Origin of the sequence: Streptomyces sp. NBC_00210 (assembly GCF_045160975.1) — a bacterium.
Classification (GTDB): domain Bacteria; phylum Actinomycetota; class Actinomycetes; order Streptomycetales; family Streptomycetaceae; genus Streptomyces.
This window is the reverse complement of record NZ_CP108120.1, coordinates 2828076-2848116: the sequence shown is the minus strand read 5'-3', so window position 1 is coordinate 2848116 and position 20041 is coordinate 2828076. Positions and strand designations below refer to the sequence as shown.

17 protein-coding genes are annotated in these 20041 nt (G+C 70.1%); 13 read left to right on the top strand and 4 right to left on the bottom strand.

Annotation, left to right across the window (positions count from 1 at the left end):
• Nucleotides 1-10: 10 nt before the first annotated feature.
• The 9 genes from pstS (at nt 11) to OG729_RS12695 (ending at nt 13174) form a co-directional block, all read left to right on the top strand.
• Nucleotides 11-1681, top strand: a complete 1671-nt coding sequence (pstS, locus tag OG729_RS12735) for a phosphate ABC transporter substrate-binding protein PstS (protein ID WP_405806072.1) — start codon at nt 11-13, stop codon at nt 1679-1681.
• Entirely contained in the window at nt 1678-4245 is a 2568-nt protein-coding gene (locus OG729_RS12730; RefSeq protein ID WP_405806070.1) for a hypothetical protein, read from the top strand. The genes pstS and OG729_RS12730 overlap by 4 nt, the downstream gene beginning before the upstream one ends.
• A 97-nt stretch (nt 4246-4342) precedes the next feature.
• Nucleotides 4343-5341 carry a hypothetical protein gene (locus OG729_RS12725; protein WP_405806069.1) on the top strand — a complete coding sequence of 333 codons (999 nt, stop codon included), beginning with the start codon at nt 4343-4345 and terminating at the stop codon, nt 5339-5341.
• Nucleotides 5342-5454: 113 nt separating this feature from the next.
• Nucleotides 5455-7029, top strand: a complete 1575-nt coding sequence (locus OG729_RS12720; protein ID WP_405806068.1) for an Ig-like domain repeat protein — start codon at nt 5455-5457, stop codon at nt 7027-7029.
• Between the two features lie 160 nt (nt 7030-7189).
• On the top strand, nt 7190-9073 hold the full coding sequence (locus OG729_RS12715; RefSeq protein ID WP_405806066.1) for a WxL protein peptidoglycan domain-containing protein: 1884 nt from the start codon (nt 7190-7192) through the stop codon (nt 9071-9073).
• 60 nt (nt 9074-9133) lie between these two features.
• Nucleotides 9134-10027, top strand: coding sequence for a hypothetical protein (locus tag OG729_RS12710; RefSeq protein ID WP_405806064.1), 894 nt, complete (start codon nt 9134-9136; stop codon nt 10025-10027).
• Nucleotides 10028-10039: 12 nt separating this feature from the next.
• Entirely contained in the window at nt 10040-11338 is a 1299-nt protein-coding gene (locus tag OG729_RS12705; protein WP_405806063.1) for an Ig-like domain-containing protein, read from the top strand.
• A complete protein-coding gene (locus OG729_RS12700) occupies nt 11335-12282 on the top strand; it encodes a sortase domain-bontaining protein (RefSeq protein WP_405806062.1) in 948 nt (315 codons plus the stop codon). Before OG729_RS12705 ends, OG729_RS12700 begins: the two co-directional genes overlap by 4 nt.
• 91 nt (nt 12283-12373) lie before the next feature.
• A complete protein-coding gene (locus OG729_RS12695) occupies nt 12374-13174 on the top strand; it encodes a phosphate ABC transporter ATP-binding protein (RefSeq protein WP_405811118.1) in 801 nt (266 codons plus the stop codon).
• Nucleotides 13175-13186: 12 nt separating this feature from the next.
• On the opposite strand, the gene OG729_RS12690 is transcribed toward OG729_RS12695, so the two are convergent.
• The 4 genes from OG729_RS12690 to OG729_RS12675 form a co-directional block, all read right to left on the bottom strand.
• Nucleotides 13187-14038, bottom strand: coding sequence for a sulfurtransferase (locus tag OG729_RS12690; RefSeq protein ID WP_405806060.1), 852 nt, complete (start codon nt 14036-14038; stop codon nt 13187-13189).
• 68 nt (nt 14039-14106) lie between these two features.
• Entirely contained in the window at nt 14107-15459 is a 1353-nt protein-coding gene (locus OG729_RS12685) for a rhodanese-like domain-containing protein (RefSeq protein WP_405806059.1), read from the bottom strand.
• 47 nt (nt 15460-15506) lie between these two features.
• Complete coding sequence (locus tag OG729_RS12680; RefSeq protein WP_405806058.1) at nt 15507-16601, bottom strand: molybdopterin-dependent oxidoreductase; 1095 nt, start codon at nt 16599-16601, stop codon at nt 15507-15509.
• 358 nt (nt 16602-16959) lie between these two features.
• On the bottom strand, nt 16960-17319 hold the full coding sequence (locus OG729_RS12675) for a hypothetical protein (RefSeq protein WP_405806056.1): 360 nt from the start codon (nt 17317-17319) through the stop codon (nt 16960-16962).
• Nucleotides 17320-17480: 161 nt separating this feature from the next.
• Between OG729_RS12675 and OG729_RS12670 the strand changes: the two genes are divergently transcribed.
• The 4 genes from OG729_RS12670 (at nt 17481) to OG729_RS12655 (ending at nt 19940) form a co-directional block, all read left to right on the top strand.
• The gene (locus OG729_RS12670) at nt 17481-17555 is read left to right on the top strand and encodes a 50S ribosomal protein bL37 (RefSeq protein ID WP_099504217.1); all 75 of its coding nucleotides are present in this window, start codon (nt 17481-17483) and stop codon (nt 17553-17555) included.
• Between the two features lie 279 nt (nt 17556-17834).
• Nucleotides 17835-18584 carry a helix-turn-helix domain-containing protein gene (locus tag OG729_RS12665; RefSeq protein WP_405806055.1) on the top strand — a complete coding sequence of 250 codons (750 nt, stop codon included), beginning with the start codon at nt 17835-17837 and terminating at the stop codon, nt 18582-18584.
• Nucleotides 18585-18661: 77 nt separating this feature from the next.
• On the top strand, nt 18662-19342 hold the full coding sequence (locus OG729_RS12660; RefSeq protein WP_405806054.1) for a hypothetical protein: 681 nt from the start codon (nt 18662-18664) through the stop codon (nt 19340-19342).
• Between the two features lie 202 nt (nt 19343-19544).
• Nucleotides 19545-19940: a nuclear transport factor 2 family protein gene (locus tag OG729_RS12655; protein ID WP_360872343.1), complete on the top strand. Its 396-nt coding sequence runs from the start codon at nt 19545-19547 to the stop codon at nt 19938-19940.
• Nucleotides 19941-20041 lie beyond the last annotated feature (101 nt).

The window sequence follows — 20041 nt, the reverse complement described above, 5'->3', positions numbered from 1 at the left end:
CCTGAGAGTCGTGACCGCCTTCGCCCTCTTGGCCGCCCTCCTGTTCGGCGCCGCGCTGCCGGGTGCCGAGCCCGCCGCCGCCGCGACGTACGTCCCGATCTCGGGTGCCGGATCCACCTGGAGCCAGAACGCCCTCGACCAGTGGCGGGCCAACGTCAAGCAGTACGGCATGACGGTGAACTACAACGGCACCGGGTCCTCCGACGGCCGCAACCAGTTCCGCAACGGCACCGTGGACTACGGCGTCTCCGAGATCCCGTACGGCATCAAGGACTCGGGCGTCGTCGACCCGCCGCCGTCCCGCAAGTACGCGTACATGCCGATCGTGGCCGGCGGTACCTCGTTCATGTACAACCTCACGATCGGCAACAGGCGGGTGACCAACCTCCGGCTGTCCGGAGAGGTCATCGCCAAGATCTTCACCGGGCAGATCAAGACCTGGAACGACCCGGCGATCAAGGCCGACAACCCGGCGCTCGCCTCGGCGCTGCCCGCCCGCCGGGTCGTCCCCGTGGTCCGCTCCGACGGCTCGGGCACCACCGCGCAGTTCACCACCTGGATGAGCAAGCAGTACGGCTCGCTGTGGGACGCCTACTGCCGCCGGGCGGGACGCACCACTCCCTGCGGCGCGACGTCCAACTACCCGCTCGTACCGGGCAGCGGCTTCGTCGGCCAGTCGGGCTCCAACGGTGTGTCCGGCTATGTCGCCCAGGGCGGCAACGTCGGCACGATCACCTACGTCGAGTACTCGTACGCGGTGTACACGACCGGATTCCCGGTGGCCAAGGTGCTCAACGCGGCCGGGTACTACAGCGAACCGACCGCGAAGAACGTGGCGGTGGCCCTCACCAAGGCGCGGATCAACGAGAACAGCTCGTCGCCCGGCTATCTGACGCAGATCCTCGACGACGTCTACAACGACCGGGACCCGCGCGCCTATCCGCTCTCCAGCTACAGCTACATGGTCATCCCGACCGCGCTGGAGTCGAACTTCAACGCCCAGAAGGGCAAGACCCTCGGTGCCTTCGCGTACTACTTCCTCTGCCAGGGGCAGCAGCACGTGGACAACCTCGGCTACTCACCGCTGCCGATCAACCTCGTGCAGGCCGGTCTGAAGCAGGTCCGCAGGATTCCCGGGGTCGACGTCGAGAAGATCAACATCAAGGACTGCCACAACCCCACCTTCTCCAGCGACGGCAGCAACACCCTGGCCAAGAGCGCCCCTTACCCGCCCGCCTGTGACAAGAAGGGCGCGGCGCAGTGCAACACCGGCACGGGCGGCGCGAAGACGCCGACCAACGTCAACGGCTCCGGCTCCTCGGGCGGTTCGGCCGGGTCCGCCCAGGGGGCGACGGGCGGCGGAGGCACCGGCTCCGGCGGGTCGGCCTCCGGCGCGGGCGGCAAGGGTACGGGCGGGACGACGTCCGGCACCGGCAGTGGTGGCGCAACCGGCGGCCCCGGCGGGGCCACGATCGACCCGGACACCGGACAGGTCATCGGGGACAACGGCGCCGCGGCCTCAGGCGGCAGCGGTGATGCGTTCGCCGTCCCCGTCACGACCTCCCGCAGCATCAGCGGGGGCATGCGGAGCGCGCTGATGGCGGTGGCGGGGGTGATGCTGCTGGTGCTCACGGTCGGGCCCCCGCTGCTCAACAGACGGCTGAAGCGGGGCAGGTCATGATCGCCGCACTCCACCGGTTCCTCCGGACCACGTCAGCTGTCGCGTTCGTCCTCCTGGCCTTGATCGTGGCCGTCGTCCTGGCGACGGCTCCCGGTCCGGCCGACGCCGCCGACCGGAGCAGCTCCGGCGCCGGGTCCGCGGTGACCGTCTCCGGGCGAGGTCCCTACGCGGACCTGAAGGTGACCGTCAGCCAGACCCGGAACCTGGTCAACCAGGTGGTGAAGATCTCCTGGAAGGGCGGCGCCCCCACGGTCTCGGACACCACCTACGCGGCCAACTACCTCCAGGTCATGCAGTGCTGGGGGGACAAAGCAGGAGGGCCCGACCCCGAGCAGTGCCAGTTCGGCGGCTCGTCCGCGCTGGGTGCCGGCGCGGGCAGCCAGGCCGCCGGCGCGTACACCAACACCCGGCAGCTGACCTACGGCGCACTGAAGGATCCCGACCAGCAGCTTGTGCCGGCGACCGGCAGCGGCATCTCGTACGTCCCGTTCAGGTCGGCGACCGGCGATGTGATCACGAAGGGGAACTGGAACGAGTTCTACGACGTGAACACAACGAACGAAGCCCCCTACGCCCGCAGCGGTCCCGACGGCAGAGGTGAGGTGTACTTCGAGGCCCAGACGGCGCTTGAGGCGCCCGGCATGGGCTGCGGCGAGGTGCCGGCCGGAGCCTCGAACACGACGGCCGGCCGGCCCTGCTGGCTGGTCATCGTGCCGCGCGGCGAGAGCGAGGTGGACGGCGGCTCGTACCGCTCCCAGCCCAGCGGGCTCCTGCAGTCCTCGCCCCTGACCGCGAGCAACTGGAAGCACCGTCTCGTCGTGCCGCTGCGCTTCGAACCGATGGGCCGCTTCTGCCCGCTCGGCGCCGACGAGCGGAGCACGCTCGGCGACGAGATCGTCGCCGAGGCCATCGCCCGCTGGCAGCCGGCCCTGTGTCAGTCCGCGAGCAGGACGATCTACGGCTACGCACAGGTGACCGACGACACCGCCCGCGCCAAGCTCGTCTCCGGAAGGCCCGGACTGGTCTTCCTGGGCCGCCCGGCCGCCGGCGGCCAGGTGCCGGCCGGCCTGCGTCCTGTCTACGCACCCCTGGCACTGTCCGGGCTGACCATTGGCTTCTTCGTCGAGAGCCAGGCCGGCTTCAACGCACCCGATGCGGTCAAAGCGCGCGACGGAGCCCGGCTGACCGGCCTCAACCTCACCCCGAGGCTGGTCGCCAAGCTGCTCACCGAGTCGTACCAGGACGGGAATTCGCGCTTCGCGCCGAGCACCGCCGACAACCCGTTCAACCTCGTCCGCGACCTGGAGTTCCGCAAGTTCAACCCCGCCTACAAGGACCTGGACTTCGGCGGCAGCCTGGGCGACGCGCTCGTACCCGAGGCGCTCTCCGACGCGGCCGGGCAGCTGTGGAACTGGGTGGCGAAGGACCCGGCCGCCCGGGAGTTCCTGAGCGGCACCGCCGACAACAAGGGACGGTACGGCGACGCGGCCTTCTCGGGCATGAGGATCAACCCGCACTACAAGAACCTCAAGCTGCCGCTGAACGACTTCCCCAAGAGCGACCCCTACTGCCAGCAGTTCGAGGACCACCAGGACCACCCCCTGTGCATCCAGGACAAGCATCCGTACGCCTCCGACATGCACGCGGCCGCCCGCGCCGCCGCCCGTGGTGACACGCTGGCCCGCGCCAGTTGGGACAACACCACCACGCCGCCCGGCTACAAGAAGAACCCTCCGCAGCCCATGGGACGGCGGGCGGTCCTGGCCGTGACCGACACGGCGACGGCGAGCCGCTACGGGCTGGTGACGGCGAAGCTCCAGAACGCCGCGGGCCGCTTCGTGGGCCCGGACACGGTCGGCCTGCTCGCCGGCCAGGCGGCGATGAAGCCCAGTGGTGTCCCCGGGGTGGTGAGCCCGAACCCGGCCACGACGGACAGTGACGCCTACCCGCTCACCCTCCTCAGCTACGCCGCCACCGTGCCCGAACAGCTGACCAAGAAGGAGGGCCAGGACTACGCGGCCCTCCTGAAGTACGCGGCGGGCAACGGACAGCGGCCGGGTGTGGCGGCCGGAACTCTCCCTGAGGGGTACGCGCCGCTGCCGAAGACCGTGCGCGCGCAGACCCTCGCCGCCGCCGACGCCATCGCATCCCGGGCCGGCACCCCGCCGTCAACTCCCGGCCCCGGCGATGACCTCGGCAGCTCCACCGCGGGCTCGGGCTCGTCCGGCGGCGGCGCGGCAGGCAGCGGCGGTGACGCAAGCACCGGAGGCGGGTCGCCGGGCGGGCAGTCGAGCGCGGCCGGTGGCGCCGGGTCGTCCCCGTCCGCGACCACAACGCCGTCCGGTTCGCCGTCCGCGGCGGCAGCCGCCGCCTCCGACGGCCCGATCCTCCGCACTCCGGCCTGGGCGCTCGGCGCTGTGCGCTACGCCCTTCTGATCGCCCTCATCGTCGGGCTCGCCGCCGCGGTCAGCGGCCCCCTCCTGCCGAGGGTCGTGCCGCGGCTGTCGGCAGGCCTGTCGGCCCGGCGCGCCGGGGCCAAGAAGCCGGGCGGCGAAGGGAGGTGATGCCCGAACTCGAACCAGCGACAGGTCCGCGCCAACGAACTGTCTGAACATCGCGCCGGGCACCACCCGGCGAAAGCCTATCCGAGAGGTAACGCACGTGAACAAGAGGAAGATAGCGGTCGCCGCTGTCGGCATCACCGGTCTGCTCACCGGCACCGTCTGCGCCAGCCAGGCCGTCGCCGACCCCTCCGGTCCGCCGCCCTACCGCCAGCTCTCCGGCGTGGGCTCCGACACCACGCAGGGCGTGATGAACGGCCTCGCCAACGTCATCACCATCAACGGCACCAAGGTCATCGGCTCGTACGACGCCGTCGGCTCGGCGCAGGTCACCACGAAGGACCCCGCCACCACCCCGGGCTGCACCATCAACCGCCCGAACGGTTCCGGCGCGGGTCGCACCGCCCTGCTGAACTCGCTGCAGGCGGGCAACGGCTGTCTGGACTTCGCGCGCTCCTCCAGCCTCAACCTGGGCGCCGCGAACCCCGGCCTGACCTACGTCCCGTTCGCCGTGGACGCGGTGAGCTATGCGATCACGCCCACCAGCACGGTGCCGCGCAAGCTCGCCCTGGCCGACCTCAAGGCCATCTACCACTGCGACCCCAACTACGTGGGAACCGCTCCCAACTTCAGCCTCACCGTGTACCTGCCGCAGGCCGGCTCCGGTACGCGCAGCTTCTGGGAGTCCACGATGGGCATCACCGACGCCGACGTGGTCGCGGGCGTCTACCCCTGCATCAAGGACACCAAGGGCGGCGCGCCCGTCGAGGAGCACGACGGCCGTGTCCTCGACGACAAGTCGATCACCCCGTTCTCCATCGCGCAGTACAACGCGCAGAGCTCGCAGACCATCGCCGACCTCCGCGGCCGGGCGATCTTGGGCACCATCGACAACCTCTCGCCGAACACGCTCAACAGCAACTTTGCCGTGAAGCGCGATGTCTACAACGTCATCCCGACCAGCAAGATCGGGACCGCGCCCTACAGCACCGTCTTCGTCGGCTCGAACTCCCTCGTCTGCCAGCAGTCGGGCCTGATCAACACCTACGGCTTCGCGACCAACGCGAACTGCGGCGACACCAGCAAGCAGACCCCCTGAGGCTGCCTCCTGACCTCGCACCAGAGCACCTCAAGCACCTCAAGCACCTCAACCCCCCATGCCTGACTTCGCTTTCGTCACTTTCGAATCCTTCCAAGAAGGAGAGCACGACTGTGTGGAAGAACAAGCTCTCGCGGACCCTGGCGGGCGGTCTCGCGAGCCTGGTCGCCGTGCTGGCCGGCGGCCTGATCCTGGCTCCCTCGGCACACGCCGCCGACATCGGCACCGCGGTGGTCACTCCGGCCACCGGCTCCGACACCTCCAGCATGACGCTGACCACGTCGGGCGCCTGCCCGGCCAACGCCACCAACATCATCGTCTCGGTGACCGGTTCGGGCTTCCCGGCCGGCGGCCAGAACGTGGTCGGCAACTCGCCGATCGACACCTACGGATCGACTGCGGACGGCGGGCTCGTCATCCCGCTGTCCCAGACGATGCGTGACTACGCCAACACGGCCGGCTTCACCAATCTGACGGGCAAGTACAGCTTCCTCGTCACCTGCCGTACGGCCTTCAACGGCACCAGCCTCGGCGACTTCCCCGGCGCGGTCTGGTTCACCTCCAACACGGCGTACCAGAACACCGACCCGGCCGTGAAGACCGACACCACCACCTCCCTCGCGGTGTCCCCGGCCAGCCCGGTCACCGCGGGCACGCCGGTGACCCTGACCGCGACCGTCGGCCCCGCCGGCGCCGCGGGCTCGGTGCAGTTCCGCGACAACGGCGCGGCGCTGGGCAACCCGGTGACCGTGTCCGGCGGCCAGGCGCAGCTCACCACGAGCAGCCTGGGCACGGGCAACCACTCGCTGACGGCCGCCTTCACGCCGAGCGGTACCTCCTACAACCCGTCCACGTCCGCCGCGGTCTCGTACACGGTCAACGCCGCTGCGGCGACCGTGACGACCACCGCGCTGGCCGTATCGCCGGCCGGCACTTCGGCCCAGTTCAGCCCGGTCAGCATGACGGCCACGGTGTCGCCCGCCTCGGCGGCCGGTTCGGTGAAGTTCCAGGACACCGTGGGCGGCACCACCACCACGCTGGCCACGGTGCCTCTCTCGGGCGGTCAGGCGGCCTTCACCACCAGTAGCCTCGCCGCCGGTGACCACTCCTTCACGGCGGCCTTCGTCCCGACGAACTCCGCCGCGTACGTCGGCTCCACCTCCGGTGCCGTCCCGTACGTGATCGGCGCCTTCGCCGGGGTCACCGCCTCGCAGGACATCACCACGACCGTCCAGTCGGGTGCGCTGGTCATCAGCGTCGACAACCCGCACGTCACCCTGCCGTCCCCCGAACTGAACGCCAACGGTGACCTGCTGACCACCACGGGCGCGATCAACCCGGTCACGCTCACCGACACCCGGGCCGGCAACCCCGGCTGGTCGGTCAGCGGCCAGCTGACCGACTTCTCCGACGGCGGTACGCACCAGATCAACGGTCAGAACCTCGGCTGGACGCCGAAGGTGATCGACAAGGGCGCGTCCCAGACCGTCACCGCCGGTGGGGCCGTCGCCGCGGCCAATGGTGTCGCCCCCGCGGACGCGGGCACGGCCGGACTCAAGTCCTCCCGTTCCCTCGCCAACGGAACCGGCCTGGGCACCGCCCACGTCGGGGCGGACCTGGCCCTCAACGCGCCGACGTCGACCGTCGCCGGCACCTACACCGCAACGCTCACCCTGACGGCCATCTGACCCGGTCGGATGCTCGCGGGGCGGCCCCCCACTTCCCCAAGCAGCCGCCCCGGGTCGGGACGGGCAGCGATGCCCGTCCCGACCTCCCACCCCGCTCCTGACACCCCACACCCCACACCACCCCGCTCCGCCCGTCCCGCGCCCGATCGGACGACCCGACATGATCACGACCTCAGCCCGCCGCATGGCCGCAGTCCTGGCCGCCTGCCTCCTCGCCGTCCTCCCGGCCGCAGCCGGAGCCGCGTCGGCCGCCGCCACGGTTGTGGCCACCCGGCCGGGCGACGGCGGCCAGGGGCGTACGACCTTCGGTGTCCAGCCGTCGGCCGCGAAGAAGCCGGACGCGCGGCCGCACTTCTCGTACGGGGCGACCCCGGGCGCCGCCGTCAAGGACCACATCGCCGTCTTCAACTACGGCAAGGAGCCGCTCACTCTGCGGGTGTACGCCGGCGACGCCTTCACCACCGCCGACGGGGGCTTCGACCTGTTCGCGGCGCACCACAGGTCGACCGACGTGGGCTCTTGGGTGAAACTCGGCAAGAACCTCCTCAGCGTGCCCGGCCGGTCCCACGTCGTCGTGCCCTTCACCCTGACCGTTCCGCGGAATGCGACCCCCGGGGACCACACCGGCGGCATCGTCGCGTCGCTGTCGGCGGTACGCAGCGACAAGAAGGGCAGCAAGGTCGCGGTCGACCAGCGGGTGGGGGCGCGGATCTATCTGCGGGTGGCCGGGGAGCTCAGGCCCCGGCTGACCGTCGAGGGCCTGCACACGAGCTACCACGGCACGGCCAACCCCTTCGGCACCGGCTCCGCGACGGTCACCTACACCGTGCGCAACACCGGCAACGTCCGGCTGGCAGCCCATCAGGCCGTGCGTATGCGCGATCTGTTCGGCGGCAAGGCAACGGTTTTTGGTGCTCACGACATCGCGGAGCTCCTGCCGGGCGACGCCGTGAAGGTAACGGCCTCGGCGACCGGCGTCCTCCCGGCCGTGCGCGATACCACCGTGGTCACCGTCGACCCCAGGCCCGTACGGGGCGACATCAAGCACCGTGTGCTGCCGCGTGTCACGCGGGTCGAGGACTTCTGGGCCGTGCCGTGGGCGCTGCTGGCCCTGCTGCTGGTCGCCGCGGGAGCCTTGACGCTGCTGCTCGTTCGCAGGCGTCGGCGGCGCGGAGCGGGCCCGGGCGCCCCGGACCAGCGCCCCGCCGCGGCCCGGTCGAAGCAGGCGGTCGGCCTGGCGGCGATACTGCTGACCGCAGGAACGGTCGTGGCGGGCGCACCGGCCGACGCGCAGGCGGCCGAGGCCGGCGGGCTCGCGGCTGAGGCCGGCGGGCTCGCGGTCAGCCCGGCGCGGGGGAGCGACACCCAGCCCATCACCCTGCGCGCTGTCGCGCCCTGCCCGGCCAGGACCTCCAACGTCATCGCCCGCGTGAGGGGCGCGGGATTCCCTCGCGATGGCCAGATCGTCGTCGGCAACGCCCCGCTCGCCACCTATCCCAAAGCGCCGGGCGGCGGCCTGTCGATCCCGCTGACGTACACGATGCGGGACTACGCCGGCACGGCAGGCTTCACCACGTTGCGCGGCACCTACACCTTTACGGTCAGCTGCCTCAGGGGCGCTTTCGACCTGACGAGTCTGCGGGACTTCACGGGGTCCCTGCGGTTCACCGCGAAGGACGCGTACCAGGACGGTACGCGGGTCGCGGTCAAGGCCCCGGGCGCGAAGACGCCGGGGCAATCGGAGCAGCCCGTACCGCCGGATGTTTCGGGCGGCGGTACGGGCGCGGGGGCCGGGAGCCCGGCGGGCGGGGCGGGCGCTGCGGCACCTTCCGCGCCCGCGAACGGCTCCGGCACCCCCGGTACGCCCGTCACGGCGGCCGATGCCGCCGCCGGGGACTCCAACACCTCGTTCATCGCCTGGTCGGTGGGCGGGTTCGCCGTCGGCCTCCTGGCACTTCTCACGGGCGTCGTCCACTGGGCGCGAGGCCGCCGAGCCCGCTGCGAGCGACTGAACCGACTGAACCGACAACGACTGAACGACTGAACGACTGAACACAGCCACCACCAGCAGCACTTGATCCATCAGCCACAGGGAGAGAACACCGTGTCCTTCACACTCACGTCCCGCACTCTGATATCCCGGCCGACCGCCGTCCTCCTCGGATCGCTGATCGTGGCGTCCGGTGCGGCCGGGCTGCTCGCCGCGACCGCAGCGCACGCCGATGCCGCCGGTTCGATGGAGGTGACCCCGGCCACCGGCACGGACACCAGCGGGATTTCGCTGACCACGGCGAAGGCGTGCCCGGACGCGGCCACCAACCTCATCGTCGCGGTGAAGGGTTCGGGCTTCCCGGCCGCGGGACAGAACGTGGTGAGCAACTCGCCGATCAGTACGTACGCGACCACGCCGGGCGGCGGCATCGTGGTGCCGCTGACGCAGACGATGCGGGACTACGCCAGCACGGCCGGTTTCACCACGCTGCAGGGGCGTTACGACTTCACGCTGACCTGCCGCACCGCCTTCAACGGCACCAGCCTCGGCGACTTCGCCGCGCCGATCTGGTTCACGTCCAACACCGCGTACCGCAACACCGACCCCGCCGGGCCGACGGCCACACCGTCCTCCTCGTCGCCCTCCAACACCGGCTCCCCGTCGCCCACGGAGACCGCGTCCCCGACCGACACGGCGAGTCCGACGGACACCGCCTCGCCGACGGACACCGCCACGCCCACCGACAGCGCCTCACCCACCGACACGGCGTCGCCGACCGACACGGCACTGCCGACGGACACCGCGACCCCGGGCGGCGGCTCCCAGGGCATCTCCACCGACGTCAACGGCGGTTCCTCGGGCGGCAAGGGATCTCTGGCGGCCACCGGCACCGACGTGGCCATGGTCGGCGTGGCTTCCGCCCTCCTCCTCGCCGGGGGCATCACCGTCGTCCGCCGGACCCGCAAGCGCGAAGAGTTCCCCGTCGCCGAAACCCTGAACGTCTGAGACGGAGAGACCATGAAATTCTCCACTGCACGCCGACCTCTGTCGGTCGCTCTCGCATCGCTCCTCGCCGCCGGCGCCCTCGCGTTCGGCACCGCCGGGGCCAGGGCGGATGTCCTCGGCTCGATGGAGGTCACCCCGGCCACCGGCACGGACACCAGCGGGATCACGCTGACCACCGCGGGCCCGTGCCCGGCTGAGGCGACCAACCTCATTGTCTCCGTGGCCGGTTCGGGCTTCCCGGCCGAGGGACAGAACGTGGTGAGCAACTCACCGATCGAGACGTACGGCTCCACGGGCAACGGCGGCATCGTGGTGCCGCTGACGCAGACGATGCGGGACTACGCCAGTACGGCCGGTTTCACCACGCTGCAGGGACGCTACGACTTCACCCTGACCTGCCGGGCCGCGTTCGGTTCGACGACGTACGGCGATTTCACCGCCCCCGTCTGGTTCACCTCCAACACCGCGTACCAGAGCGCCGCGCCCGCCGCCGCGACCACGACCACCCTCGCGGCAGCGCCTGCCGGCCCGGTCGTCGTGGGCACCGCCGTGAAGCTGACGGCGACTCTCGCCCCGGCCGAAGCTGCCGGTTCGGTGCGTTTCCTGGACGGAGCGGCCGAGCTCGGCGCCCCTGTCCCCGTGTCCGCGGGAACGGCCACCCTGACCAGCAGCGGCCTGGCCGTCGGCACCCACTCGCTGAAGGCGGAGTTCACGCCGTCCGACCCGGCGGCGTACGGCACTTCGGTCTCCGCCGCCCTGTCGTACACGGTCAAGATCAAGCCCCCGGCGGTCACGACGCCCGCGAAGGTGACCGGCACCGCGAAGGTCGGCTCGACGGTGACCTGCACCGTGGCATTCGGCGGCGCGACCTCCGTCAGGTACGTCTGGCTCCGCGACACCGCCGTCATCAGCGGGGCGACCGCGCGTACCCGCCCGCTCGTCGCCGCCGACTACCCGCACAAGACCTCCTGCCGGGCGATCGCGACCAACAGCACGGGCAGCACCACGGCCACCAGCCCGGCCGTGACCGTGGGCCTCGGCCCGGCCCTCAGGAACGTGACCAGGCCCTCGATCACCGGGACGGCCAAGGTGGGTTACCGGCAGACCGCCAAGCCGGGGACATGGACCCCCGCGGCCACCACGTACAGCTACGTCTGGAAGCGCGACGGGCGAGCGATCAGCGGTGCCACACGCGTGACGTACTACCCCACCAGGGCCGACCGCGGCCACCTGATCACCGTCACCATCACGGCGAAGCGCCCCGGATACGCCTGGGGTTACGCCACCTCGGCCCAGCGGAGGATCGGATGACGGCACCGGTTGCCGTGGCCGACGCCGCGCCCCGGCACGCCCCGTCGCCGGTCGACAGCAGGCCACCTGCCCCCTCGCCACCCCGCCGCCCGGCCGCCGGCCCCGGACTGCGCGTCGTCGGCGCCGCGCTGAGCATCCTCGCCGCGCTGCTGCTCGGATTCGTCGTCGACGCAGGCCTCGTGGGCGACCTCCGGCACGCCCGCGACCGGCAGGTCGACTACGCGGACTTCCGGTCCGCGCTCGCCAACGGGGTCGCTCCGGTCGGCAGATCCGCCGGCGGCGGTACGGCTCCGGTGCCCGGCGAACCGGTGGCGCTGCTGGAGATCCCCGCGCTCCATCTGCGCGAGGTGGTCCGTGAGGGCACCACGGCGGGGGACCTGGCCCGGGGCGCGGGCCACCGCCGGGACACCACGCTGCCGGGCCAGGCCGGAGTCAGCGTCATCATGGGCCGCCAGGCGACTTATGGGGGGTCCTTCCGGCTCCTGGGCGACCTGACCGAGGGGGACCGGTTCACCGTGACCACGGGTCAGGGGAAACACACGTACAAGGTCATCGGCCCGCGTCGGGCCGGCGACCCCCAGCCGCCGGCGCTCACCGCGGGCCGGGGCCGCCTCACGCTCACCACCGCCGACGGCACCCCGTTCATGCCCCGGGGCATTCTGCGCGTGGACGCGGACCTGGTCTCGGACGCCCAGCCCACACCGCCGGCTGCCGTCCCGCCGGGCGCCCTGCCGGAGGACGAGAAGCCGATGGCCATGCAGCAAACGGCCTGGCTGCCGCTCGTGTTGTGGGGCCAGGCCCTGGTGCTGGCGGCCGCGGCCGTCGCCTGGGCGCATGCGCGCTGGGGCCGGCCGCACACGTGGGTGGTCGGCGTTCCGCTGCTGGGCGCCCTCGGCCTCGCGGTCGCCGACCAGGCCGCGCTGCTCCTCCCCAACCTTTTGTAACCGAGCCTCCGCCGAACAAGGACGTGCCGTGACCGACCAGACCACCCAGATCGAGACGACCCTCCCGCTTCCGGCACACGCCGACGGCTCCCTGAGCAGCGGGGCCACCGGGGTAACCGGGGCCACCCTTGAGGCCCGCCGGATCTCGGCCTGGTTCAGCGACCACAAAGTCCTCGACCGCGTGTCGCTGACCATGCCGACGAGCCTGGTCACGGCCCTCATCGGCCCCTCCGGATGCGGCAAGTCGACCTTCCTGCGCATCCTCAACCGCATGCACGAACTCGTCCCGTCGGCCTCACTGGCGGGCGAGGTGCTGATCGACGGTCAGGACATCTACGCGACCGGCCAACGGCTGACCGAGGCGCGGCGCCGGATCGGCATGGTGTTCCAGAAGCCGAACCCGTTCCCGGCGATGTCCATTTACGACAACGTCACCGCCGGCCTGAAACTCACCGGCATCCGGGTGGGCGGGGCCGCCAAGGACGACCTCGTCGAGGAGTGCCTGACCAAGGCGGGCCTCTGGAAGGAGGTCCGCAACCGCCTTCGCCAGCCCGGCGGCGCACTCTCCGGCGGCCAGCAGCAACGCCTGTGCATCGCCCGCTCCCTGGCCGTGCGCCCCAAGGTGCTTCTGATGGACGAACCGTGCTCGGCGCTCGACCCGACGTCCACCCGCCGCATCGAGGAAACGATCCGCGAACTGGTCCACGAGGTCACGATCGTGATCGTCACCCACAATATGCAGCAGGCGGCGCGGGTCTCCGACCAGTGCGCCTTCTTCCTCGCGGAACAGGGCACGCCGGGCGCGATCGTCGAACACGGCCCCACGTCGGCGATGTTCTCGGCGCCGTCGGACCCGCGGACGGCGGACTATGTGGAGGGCCGCTTCGGGTAGCTCTCAGGTGCGTCACCCCATTTCGACAGGAGCGCGCACCAGCGAGCCGTACTCGGTCCAGGAGCCGTCGTAGTTCTTGACATCCGGGTAGCCGAGCAGCTCGTGGAGCGCGAACCAGGTGTGCGAGGAGCGCTCTCCGATACGGCAGTAGGCGATGATCTCGCGGTCCGGCGTGATGCCCTGTCGTGCGTAGAGTTCCTTCAGCTCGTCGGCCGATTTGAACGTCCCGTCGTCGTTGGCGGCCTGCGCCCAGGGGATGTTGGCCGCGCCGGGGATGTGGCCGGGCACCTGTGCCTGCTCCTGCGGCAGGTGAGGCGGCGCCAGCTTCTCGCCCCGGTACTCCTCCGGCGACCGTACGTCGACCATGCGAGCGGTGGACCCCAGGCCTTCCAGCACTTCGCCGCGCAGCGCGCGGAACTGCGGGTTCTCCTGTCCCGTCACCGTGAAGCCGGTGCGCGGGTGGTCCATGACCTCCTGAGTCATCTCGAGGCCTTCCAGCTCCCACTTCTTCCGGCCGCCGTCGAGCAGCTTCACCTTGTTGAAGCCGCGCAGCCGCAGGATCCAGTAGGCGTACGCCGCAAACCAGTTGTTGTTGCCCCCGTACAGCACCACGGTGGTGTCGTCCGCCACTCCGGCCGCGGCCAGCAGCTGCCCGAGCGCGTCCCGGTCCAGATAGTCGCGGCCCACGGCGGTGTGCAGATCCTTGGTCCAGTGCCAGCCGACGGAGCGTGGAATGTGGCCCTGTTCGTAGGCGGTGGTGTCCTCGTCCACGTCGATGACCCGCACTGTCCCGTCGTCGAGATGGGCGGCCAGCCAACCGGTGTCCACCAGCGTCTCGGGATGGGAGTAGCCGGTGTTGCCCATGATCGTCTCCTCTCTCACGCGCGTGGCTCTCAGGCCTCTGTCTCTCAGTTGTGTCAGGCAGCTGTCCGTCAGGTGTGAGCCATCAGGTCCCCCACGCCACCGCTGACCACCGCCGTCACGGGGATGCTCACCCGGTCGAGCAGACTCGCCGCGATGGTGGCCCGTCGCCCGCTCTCACAGACCGTCCAGATCTCGCGGTCCCTGGGCAACTCGCCCAGCCGCCTGGGCAGTTCGGCGAGTGGCACGGCGAACGTTCCCGGGATTCCGCCCTCGGGGCGCTCCGGCCGTACGTCGAGCACCCGCCGTTCGGCGATGTGCCCGGCCAGTTCGGCCACGTCCGCGGTACGGAAGGAACGCAGCGGCCGACCGGCCGCCTGCCAGGCGTCGACGCCACCCGCCAGATACCCCGCGATGTTCTCGTATCCGATCCGCAGCAGCTGCACAAACGCCTCGCCGGCCGCTTCCCCCTCCGGCTCCGGCAGCACCAGCACCAGGCGCGCGCCGAACGGCACGACCTCGCCGACCAGGCTCGCGAACCGGTCGTCCAGCTCGTCGCAGAGCGACCCGGGCAGATGGCCTGCGGCGAAGGTTGTGCGGTCGCGCCCGTCGATGACTTGCGCACCGCCTCCGACCAGCCCCTCCACCACGCTCGGTGTGAGCGGCCGCAGTGTGGGCGGGCCACCGAGCACCTGTGGTCCGGACCGGTTGATCGGCGCCATGTAGCGGTAGTAGGCGGGGTACGGCGGCAGACCCGACAGCCGCCGGCTGACGAACCCCTCCTCGTCCTGGATGGTCAGCGAGGGGTTGGTGCGTCGCTCGACGCCCACGGTGGTGGTCCGGTCTCCCGACACCGGCCCGGCCGCGCAGGAGCTGCCCGCTCCGTGCGTCGGCAGCACCCGGGTGGCGTCCGGCAGCAGCGAAAGTCGCCTCAGCGAACGGAACTGCGCCCTGGCCAGCTCCTCCGTACGGTCGTCACCGGACAGGTCGGTGCGGCCCGCGCTCCCGACGAGCAGACTGCCTCCGGTGAAGACGGCCGTCGGCGCCATGCGTGTGTCGTCGAAAACGAGGTACGAGGTGTGCTCCGCCGTGTGCCCGGGCGTCTCCATCGCCCGTACGGTCACATCGCCGACGACGATCTCGTCGTTCTCCGCCAGCGGCAGATGATCGAAGGCGTACGGCGCGCGGGCCGGCCCGGCCACCGTGGCGCCGGTCGCCGCGCGGACCTCCAGCGCCCCGGATACGTAGTCGTTGTGGACATGCGTCTCCAGGACGTACCGGATCCCGACCCCCCTGGACGTACAGGACTCCATCAGCCCCCAGCTGTCCCGCTGTGGGTCGACCAGCGCGGCCTCGTCACCGCTGACGAGGAGATAGCTGGTGTCACCGAGTGATGGGGTGGTGATGATCTCGATCTCGCTCATACCGTCACCTCTGGTACCTGTTCGGGGGCTGACTGTCCCGGGCGCCCTCACACGACGACCACTTCCACCGATGCCACTGGGTTGCAGCCGTAGCCGTGGGCGTTCCAGGGCGCCCGTGGCGGCTGGGTGTCGCCGTGCTCGTCCGTCGCGCGGGCCAGCAGCCGGTACTGACCGGGCCGCCGCGGCGTCCACGGGTACGACCAACCCGTCCAGGCGTACGGACCGGTCGGCGTTTCGAGCACGGCGTCGCGCCAGTCCCCGTCCTCGACGCCCTCTTCGTCCTCGCACTCGACGCACACCTCGACCCGCCGCACGGGCACCCCGGCCCCCGACCAGGCCCGACCGCGTACGGCAGTCTCCGTGCCACGGCGGACGGCCGAATCCGGCTCGGGTGTGGTGATCAGCGACTTGACCCGTACGGTCGTCACGGGCCCGTCGGTGGTGCCACGCGACGCCACATAGACGTACTCCTCGGCCTGAAAGACACCGACGAACGGCTCTGTGACGGCCCGCGCCCCGATCAGCCACTTCACGTCGGCGACCGCATACCGGCCGGGGACCACCAGCCGTACCGGCGCTCCGTGCTCGGGCGCGAGCGGCTCACCGTTCATGTGCGTGACGAGGAGCGTGTCCGGGTGCAGCGCCACGCTGAGCGGAAGGCTGCGCTCGAAGGCCAACCGGCGGCCGTGCACGGTGCCGGAGTCGGCTCCGGCGAAGACGACTTCCACGGCATCCGGCCCGATCCGGGCCCGTTCGGCGAGAGAGCGGAACGGCACGCCCGCGAAGTGTGCGCAACCGACGGCCCGTTGCTCCCACTGCAGACCTGGTGGGCGGGGTGTCATCAGGCTGCGGCCGTTGCCCGCGCATTCCAGTACGACGTCGAGTTCCCGCCGTGCCATCGCGAGCAGCTCGCCGTAGCCGACGTCGAACGGCGCGTCCACGGCACCCCCGAGCCGCAGCCGCCACCGCTCTCGTGTCGTCCGCGGAACACCGAAGTGGTCACGAACGAAGAAGGCACCCACGGGTGTCACCGGCTCGGCCAGCGCGGCCCACGGTGTCTGGGCGTTGTACGGCTCGTCCGTGACCGTCTCGGGTGCCCAGGTCGTGGCACCCGGCCCGCGTGGAATAGCGGATGCGGTCATTGGCGGCACCTTCCGCCAGGCTCATGGCGAGCGCGACGAGGGTTGCTTCCAGCGTACGACCGGGATCCCGCGGGAGATATCCGCAGATATTAGAACAAAAACCTTGACTCATGCGAAATATGGAGGAGACTCATTAATACACCGGACAACCGGAAAGAGCCGCACCGCCTGAGGAGACGTCCGAAGGCCCGAGTGACCCTTGTCCAGGCTCTGGCCAGGCCCCCGGCAGATTCTGTCGGTGAAGGAGCGTCTAGCGACGACTGAGACGCTTCGCATCGACAAGAACCGCCGGGGACTGTCGTGTCCGCACCTGTGCGTGCCTTCGTGGCCGGGCCGTGGCGCGCATCCTCTGGCTCCATCAACGGCAGGACGCCGGAGCATGCACGGCAACCACGTGCCCTTGCGCATCTACTGTCAGCGCGGCCCGCTCGAACTTGTTCGTCACGCTGAGAGCGACCCACACGAAGGCCCACAAAAAACAGGTGACGAGGCTGAGGATGGCGTGCAGCACATGGTTCACCGGCTCGCCGCGGACCAGGATGGCCTGCGTCTCCGAGCGGGACTCCACCCGCCATCCGCTCGCGATCCGCTGATTCACCGCCCAATCGAGGATGAGACGCCGCTGCGTTTCATCGGGCACGCCGCCGTCGAATCCGAAGTAGCCGGGTGGCGGCTGGAGAGGCTCCCCCCACCCGGGTGGCACCTTGCGGAGCTTCATGAGCTCACCTCCAGATGCACGGCCATATGTCCAGGGTGCGTTCCGTGGCCGGACACAGCACGCCGAGATCGACACGTGTGTCGCACAGCTGAGGCGGACCTCGCGGGCCGACTTTAGAATGGCGAAAACGCGGAAAGTCCTGAATTAGGGAGATGCGCACCATGGCTAAACGAGGCAATAAGCGACGCGGCCGCAAGAAGAAGAAGGCCAACCACGGCAAGCGCCCCAACGCCTGAGCGGCCCGAGCGCACCGCCCCCTGAATTGCGCGTGCGTGCGAGATGAGAGCCGGACCTGGTGGGACTGGGTCCGGTTCTTGATGTCTGTCGCTTCGCCTGATCAACGGGCCGATGCCGTCCGCCCCGGCCAGGGTGACCCCGCCGAACCATCGCGGTCGCGCAGTTGGTGATCCCTTGCGTGTTCCCTCTCGGTTTCGAGAGGTTTGACGCAAGCCGTTCGAGGTACCACACTGGTTGCGTGTTCTCTCTTGCTTTCGCGAGAGAAGACGCAAGGAGGTGTGATCGTGGAATTTGTGTCTGTGAGGGAGGCCGCCGAGGGCTTGGGCGTGCATGACTCGCGTGTGCGTCAACTGCTCCAGGCCGGCAAGTTGCAGGGTTCGAGAGTCGGGGGCCGCTGGCTCGTTGACGCCAACAGTCTGCGGGAACGCAAGAAGTTCGCCCCTGAGCCGGGTCGGCCTCTGTCGGCACGCAACGCCTGGGGTGCCCTGGCCATACTCTCCGGCTGTCGCCCGCCCGGGTTGTCAGACCCTGAGCGCTCCCGCCTTCTGGCACGGCTACGGGACATTGCCGCGCACGGGGAAGTGCCGGCTGCGCGCATCCAAAAACTTCTCGCATCGAGAGCCGACGTGAGGCGATACAGCGTGCACCGTGGCCTCCTGCCGACGCTGCTCGACGAAGCAGACGTGGTGCGCGCCGGCGCCAGTGCGGCGCCGCGCGTGGGCGCTGACTATGTGGCTCCGGGCCGAGCCGAGATCTACGTACATCCGGAGCGGATCGGAAAACTGGAGGCTGCATTCGGTCTCGTCCTGGACGCTCGGCGCGGCAACCTCGTTGTTCGCGTGCCGCCGGCTGACGCCTGGCCGTTCCTGGTGTCGGCTGCTGGGGATGCGGATGAAGGGAAAGATGCCCCGGCCGCCGTGGTTGCGGCTGACTTGCTCGACGCGCACGAAGACCGAGCCGGCGTTGCGGCCGTCGGCATCCTTGAATCGTTGCTCGAATCCGCAGCGCTGAGGAGGGATGCCAAGTAATGCCTGAACCGAGGGTGCGGATTGAGTCCGACTTGCTGACAGGGCCGGTTGTGGGGCTGTGGCACACGCTTTTGGACTTGTCGGAGAAGGTTCCACGAATGTGGACCCTGATCGGCGGGCAAATGGTGCTCCTGCACGGTTTGGAGCACGACAGGACCCCGCCGGCTGCGAGTCTCGATCTCGATGTGCTGGCAGATGTGGTTTCCCACCAGAGGAGCCTCCGGCTGCTCGTGGCCGCGCTGCAAGGATTGGGGTTCGAATCTGCCGGAGTATCACCCGAGGGCAAGACACACAGATACAGGCGTGATGACGGCGTGGGAGAGCTGGTGGTCGACCTGCTTGCTCCGGACAACCTCGGGGAGAGGGCCGACCTTACGACCACGCCTCCGGGCTCAACCCTTGAGGTTCCCGGCGGCCGCCAGGCAGTGCAGCGGACGCAAAGCGTGACGGTCCAGCTGGATGAGCGCGCCGGAGTCATCCACCGCCCCAGTCTGCTGGGCGCGATCGTGGGAAAGGCTGCGGCGCTGAGCATCCCGACTGCTCCCCAGGACAAGCACTACCGGGACCTGGCGTTCTTGCTCTCGCTGCCGGCCAATCCGCGAACCTTGAAGCAGGAGTTGACGAAGGGGGATCGCAGGAGGCTGGCCACGGCGACGGCGCTGCTCGACCCTGGCCATGAGGCTTGGCGGGAACTGGGCGATGCCGAGGCCCAGGCTGATGGGCAAGCCATGTACCGCTTCCTGTCATCGGCCGACTGACGGTCTGAGCTGCGTTCACCCACCTCTCACACGCTGGTAGCGCTGGAGAACGACGAAGAGCCGGACCCGGTGGGACTGGATCTTCGGCGACCCGTGGACAGCCGGGGCACGGTGCCCGTAGCGCTCTGGCGGGGGCGGGTAGGGGGTGACAGGGTGGAGGTATCAGTCATATCCCCGTTTATCAGGAAGGGCGGCGAAAGTCATGGCTGAGCATCCGCACGCCGCACTCGTACGCAAGGGCTACGAAGCCTTCTCCCGTGGCGACATGGACACACTCCGTGGCCTCATGACCAAGGACGCCGCGTTGCACGTCCCCGGCAACAGCCAGCTGTCCGGCGACTTCAAGGGGCAGGACGCGATCATCGACTACTGGGGCCGTCTTTTCTCCCTGACGGACGGCACGCTCAAGAGCGAGCTGCAGCACCTGCTCGTCGACGGCCGGGGGCACGTCGTCTCCGTCCACCGCGTCACGGCCACCCGGCAGGGCCGCAGCCTCGACATGATCGGAGGCATCGTCTTCAGGATCGTCGGCGACAAGGCCACCGACTTTGACGAATGCGCGACGGACATCGACGCCTTCGACGAGTTCTTCGCCTGATGGCCTGATGGCCTGATGCCCGGGCGCCCGGGCCCCTCCTACGCTTGTCGGCTACTCGGGCAGGTTTCACCCCTGATTCGCGGGCGCAGTTGAGAGGGATT